This window comes from Streptomyces bobili (genome assembly GCF_002154575.1).
In the GTDB taxonomy this organism is placed as follows: Bacteria; Actinomycetota; Actinomycetes; order Streptomycetales; family Streptomycetaceae; genus Streptomyces; species Streptomyces bobili.
In genome coordinates this window covers 1-3975 of record NZ_MUBA01000549.1, presented here as the reverse complement: position 1 = coordinate 3975, position 3975 = coordinate 1, and the positions used below count along the sequence as shown (strand labels likewise).

The window sequence follows — 3975 nt, the reverse complement described above, 5'->3', positions numbered from 1 at the left end:
CATGACGAGCGCGCCGGGGCGGCTGTGCGGGGAGATCTGCCAGCGCACGAGGACATAGCCCTGTCCGCTGAGGGTGACGCTGTCGCCCCGGCGCGCTCGTCATGCCGTCCTGGACCGGCCTCGACGGCAGGCTGTTCCACGTGGCCTCCGCCGGCGGCCGTCGTATGGACGACCCGCTCGACGGCACCTCCGACGGTCCCGTCACCGGCATGGGCGGCCCCGACACCGGCTACACGGTCCTGCCGGCCGGCACCCAGCAGATGTGGCAGAACGAGTACTTCTACATCGACGGCACGGTCACCCTCACCCAGAACGAACGCGGCGCCGACTACGGCATCACCGTCTTCCCCACCAGCTGGCAGGCGGCCGACGACGACCTCCGCCGAGGCCCCGACCAGGGCGTCATCCGCTACGGCCTCGTCCGTGACACCGGCGACGACAGCGCCGCCGTCCCGCAGTACGTCACCCGGACCACCCCGGCCGACCCCGCGACCGTGCCTCAGCGCTCCCGCGTGTAACGGTCCTGCGCGGCCAGCACGGCGTCCCCGTGCTCGAACGCCCACGCGCCGAAGGCGTCGATCGGCGCGAGCAACGTCCGCCCCAGCTCGGTCAGTTCGTAGTCCACCCGGGGCGGCGAACCAGGATGCGCCCGGCGGGCCACCAGACCGTTGAACTCCAGCCGCCGCAGGGTCTCGGTCAGCACCTTCTGACTGATGCCGCCGATCCGCTCCCGCAGCTCCCCGTGGCGGACCGGACCGCCGCGCAGCGCCCAAAGCACCACGGCGTTCCAGGTGTTCGCGAGCAGGTCGAAGGCGAGCCGGGCCCGGCAGTCGGCGAGGAAATCGGCGTCGGTGGTCACGTACCGAATGGTGCCCGAGCGGCCTCCTACCGTCAGGCGTATGCGGATAGGAATTCTCGGGAACGGACAGATGGCGGACGCGCTCGGCACCCGGTGGCGGCGCGCGGGACACGAGGTGCGGACCGGAGGCCGCTCCGGCGGGCTGCGGGAGGCGGCGGAGTTCGGCACCGACGCGGTGCTGCTGGCACTGCCGTACGCGGCCGTCGCCGAGGTGGTCGGCGGGCTGGGGGAGGTGCTGCGCGGGAGAGCGCTGATCGACTGCACCAATCCGGTCGGCCCCGGCTTCCGGCTGCTCACGGCGGGCGGACCGGCGGGCGCCGAACGCATCGCCGCCGCCGCGCCGGCCGCCCACGTCGTCAAGGCCTTCAACCTCTGCCACGTCGACGTCTGGCGGCTCACCCCGCCGGTCTTCGACGGCCGCCCTCTCGCGGTCCCGCTCTGCGGCGACGACCCGGCCGCCCTGGACGTCGTACGACAACTCGTGCGCGACCTGGGCTGCGAGCCGCTGGACGCCGGCGGACTGGACCGGGCCGGCCTGGTCGAGGCGACGGCGGCCCTGCTGATCGGTCTGTGGGTCGGCGAGGGCGCCGACGCCCAGGCGATCGCCCCGCCGCTCGCCCACGCGGCCGGTCAGCCGCTCTAGCGCAGGGCCCGGTCAGCGGCTCTTGCGGAGGGCTTGGTCAGCTGCGCCAGTGCAGGTCTCGGTCAGCCGCTCTTGCGGAGGGCGCACAGGACGTCGATGCGGTTGGTGGTGATCGAGTCGACGCCCACGTCGATGAGCCGGCGCATGGAGCGGCGGGTGTCCGGGGTCCACACGGACAGCAGCCGGCCCTCCCGGTGGACGCGGGCGGCCAGGTCCCGGTCGACCAGGGAGAAGCGGTAGTTGAGCCAGCGGGGCCCCACCGCCGCCAGCAGCACGGGCCGCGGCGGCGCCAGGGTGGTCCAGGTCATCGCGATCTCGGCGGACGGGTCGGCGGCGCGGACGGCGAGCATCGCGGTGGCGTCGGCGCAGTAGTAGACGCGGTCCGCCGCCCCGGCCTCGCGGACGGCGTCCACCACCCGGCGCGCCGTCCGCACCTCCCGGGTGCCCGGCAGATCCAGCATCACCCGGCAGCCCTCGGTCGCGGCCAGCGCCTCCGCCAGCGTCGGCACCCCGCCCTCCGTCAGCCCGCGAACCTCGGCCGCCGACAGCGAGAGCAGCGGCCGGTCCCGCTCCCACAGCCGTTTCAGCGTCTCGTCGTGCAGCAGCACGGGCACACCGTCCCGGGTGAGCCGTACGTCGATCTCGACGGCGTCCGCGCCCTGGTCGAGCGCGGAACGCAGCGAGTCGAGGGTGTTCTCACGGACGCGGTAGGGGTCGCCGCGGTGGGCCACGGCAGTCACGGTCTGCATGGGCCCATTGTGCTGGTGGCCGGGGAGCGGAACGGCCGTCAGGGGGCGAGCCACTGTGTGGTGTAGGTGTCGATCTCGGCGGCGATCCGTGCCTTGCCCGGCTCGTCGAGGAAGGACGCCTCGACGGCGTTCTTCGCGAGGTCGGCGAGTCCGCGCTCGTCCAGGTCGAGGAGGCGGGCCGCGACGCCGTACTCGCTGTTCAGGTCGGTGCCGAACATGGGCGGGTCGTCGGAGTTGATCGTCACCAGGACGCCCGCCGCGACGAAGTCCCGCAGCGGGTGCTCGTCCAGCGTGCGGACCGCGCGCGTGGCGATGTTGGACGTCGGGCAGACCTCCAGCGCGATGCGGTGCTCGGCGAGGTGGGCGAGGAGCGTCTCGTCCCGCGCGGAACTGGTGCCGTGCCCGATGCGCTCGGCGCGCAGATGCGTCAGGGCGTCCCACACCGTCTCCGGGCCGGTGGTCTCGCCGGCGTGCGGCACGGACCGCAGCCCGGCGGCGATGGCCCGGTCGAAGTACGGCTTGAACTGCGGGCGCGGTACGCCGATCTCGGGCCCGCCGAGGCCGAAGGAGACCAGGCCCTCCGGGCGCAGCCGGTCGTCGGTGGCGAGTCTCGTCGTCTCCTCGGCGGCCTCCAGGCCCGCCTCGCCGGGGATGTCGAAGCACCAGCGCAGGACCGTGCCGAACTCCGCCTCGGCCGCCTTGCGGGCGTCCTCGATCGCGTCCATGAAGGCGCGCTCGTCGATGCCGCGCCGGGTGGACGAGAAGGGGGTGAGGGTCAGCTCGGCGTACCGCACCTGCTGGCGGGCCAGGTCGCGGGCCACCTCGTAGGTCAGCAGCCGGACGTCCTCCGCGGTGCGGATCAGGTCCACGACCGACAGGTACACGTCGATGAAGTGCGCGAAGTCCGTGAACGTGAAGTAGTCGGCCAGCGCCTCGGGGTCGGTGGGCACCTTGGAGTCGGGGTGGCGGGCGGCGAGTTCGGAGACGATCCGCGGGGAGGCCGATCCGACGTGATGGACGTGCAGTTCGGCCTTGGGCAGGCCGGCGATGAAGGCGTTCAGGGTCAAGGGGTCCTCCCCCGGGACGGCACCCCGGCCACGCGGGCCGACGGAGGTGCGGGTGATCGGCTGATCGATGAGACGGGATCATCGTAGGCGGAGGAGGAGGGGCGGGGCGGGCCCGCCGCCTGGAGTGGTCCTCCGCCGGTCCGGGTCGGATCCTGCGCCGGTCCGGGTCCTCCGCCGCTCCGGGGTGGCTCTCCGACGGTCCGGGCCTGGGCCTTAGCATTGCGGAACGCATGACTGAGGGGGTCCCGCGCATGACCGACGACGCACCCACCGATTCCGCCCACCAGCCGTGGGCCGCGCCCGGCTCCGTGCCCGAGGGGACGGAAGGGCCGCAGTACGCCGCCCAGGTGCCGCTGGAGAAGCGGGACGCGTCCGGCGCACCGGTCGCGCGCGACGGACGGGATGTCGCACGGGCACCCGACGCCTGGCCCGCCCCCGCCGCCGCCCCGGTGCACGACTCCGGAGTCACCATCGCCTCCAGCGAGGTGCCCACCCCGCAGGACCGGGCGCCGTCATCCGTCCACGACCAGCAGACGGTGGCCTCCCTGCCCGGCGTGACCCCGACGCCCACGGTCGGTGCCCAGCGGGCCGACGCCCCCTTCGCCTCCTTCCCGCCGCCGCACCCCGCCACCGCGTCCGGGCCGGCCGGCCCCAACC

General features: G+C 74.1%; 3 protein-coding genes and 3 pseudogenes. 3 read left to right on the top strand and 3 right to left on the bottom strand.

Annotation, left to right across the window (positions count from 1 at the left end; all coding sequences use genetic code 11):
* Nucleotides 1-83: 83 nt before the first annotated feature.
* A pseudogene (locus BZL64_RS33180) lies at nucleotides 84-518 on the top strand (sigma-70 family RNA polymerase sigma factor); the annotation flags it as partial.
* Here BZL64_RS33180 and BZL64_RS33175 read toward each other — a convergent pair.
* Nucleotides 500-859 (bottom strand): winged helix-turn-helix transcriptional regulator, encoded by a 360-nt coding sequence (locus BZL64_RS33175; protein ID WP_086772809.1) that lies wholly within the window; start codon nucleotides 857-859, stop codon nucleotides 500-502. The pseudogene BZL64_RS33180 and the gene BZL64_RS33175 sit on opposite strands and share 19 nt — an antisense overlap.
* Nucleotides 860-899: 40 nt before the next feature.
* Here BZL64_RS33175 and BZL64_RS33170 point away from each other — a divergent pair, with 40 nt between their 5' ends.
* Nucleotides 900-1502, top strand: coding sequence for an NADPH-dependent F420 reductase (locus BZL64_RS33170; protein WP_086772808.1), 603 nt, complete (start codon nucleotides 900-902; stop codon nucleotides 1500-1502).
* Nucleotides 1503-1564: 62 nt separating this feature from the next.
* On the opposite strand, the gene BZL64_RS33165 is transcribed toward BZL64_RS33170, so the two are convergent.
* Nucleotides 1565-2251, bottom strand: a complete 687-nt coding sequence (locus tag BZL64_RS33165) for a glycerophosphodiester phosphodiesterase (protein WP_086772810.1) — start codon at nucleotides 2249-2251, stop codon at nucleotides 1565-1567.
* 38 nt (nucleotides 2252-2289) lie between these two features.
* Nucleotides 2290-3407 (bottom strand): annotated as a pseudogene (locus BZL64_RS33160) (adenosine deaminase); the annotation flags it as partial.
* Nucleotides 3408-3569: 162 nt separating this feature from the next.
* Here BZL64_RS33160 and BZL64_RS33155 point away from each other — a divergent pair.
* A pseudogene (locus BZL64_RS33155) lies at nucleotides 3570-3975 on the top strand (hypothetical protein); the annotation flags it as partial.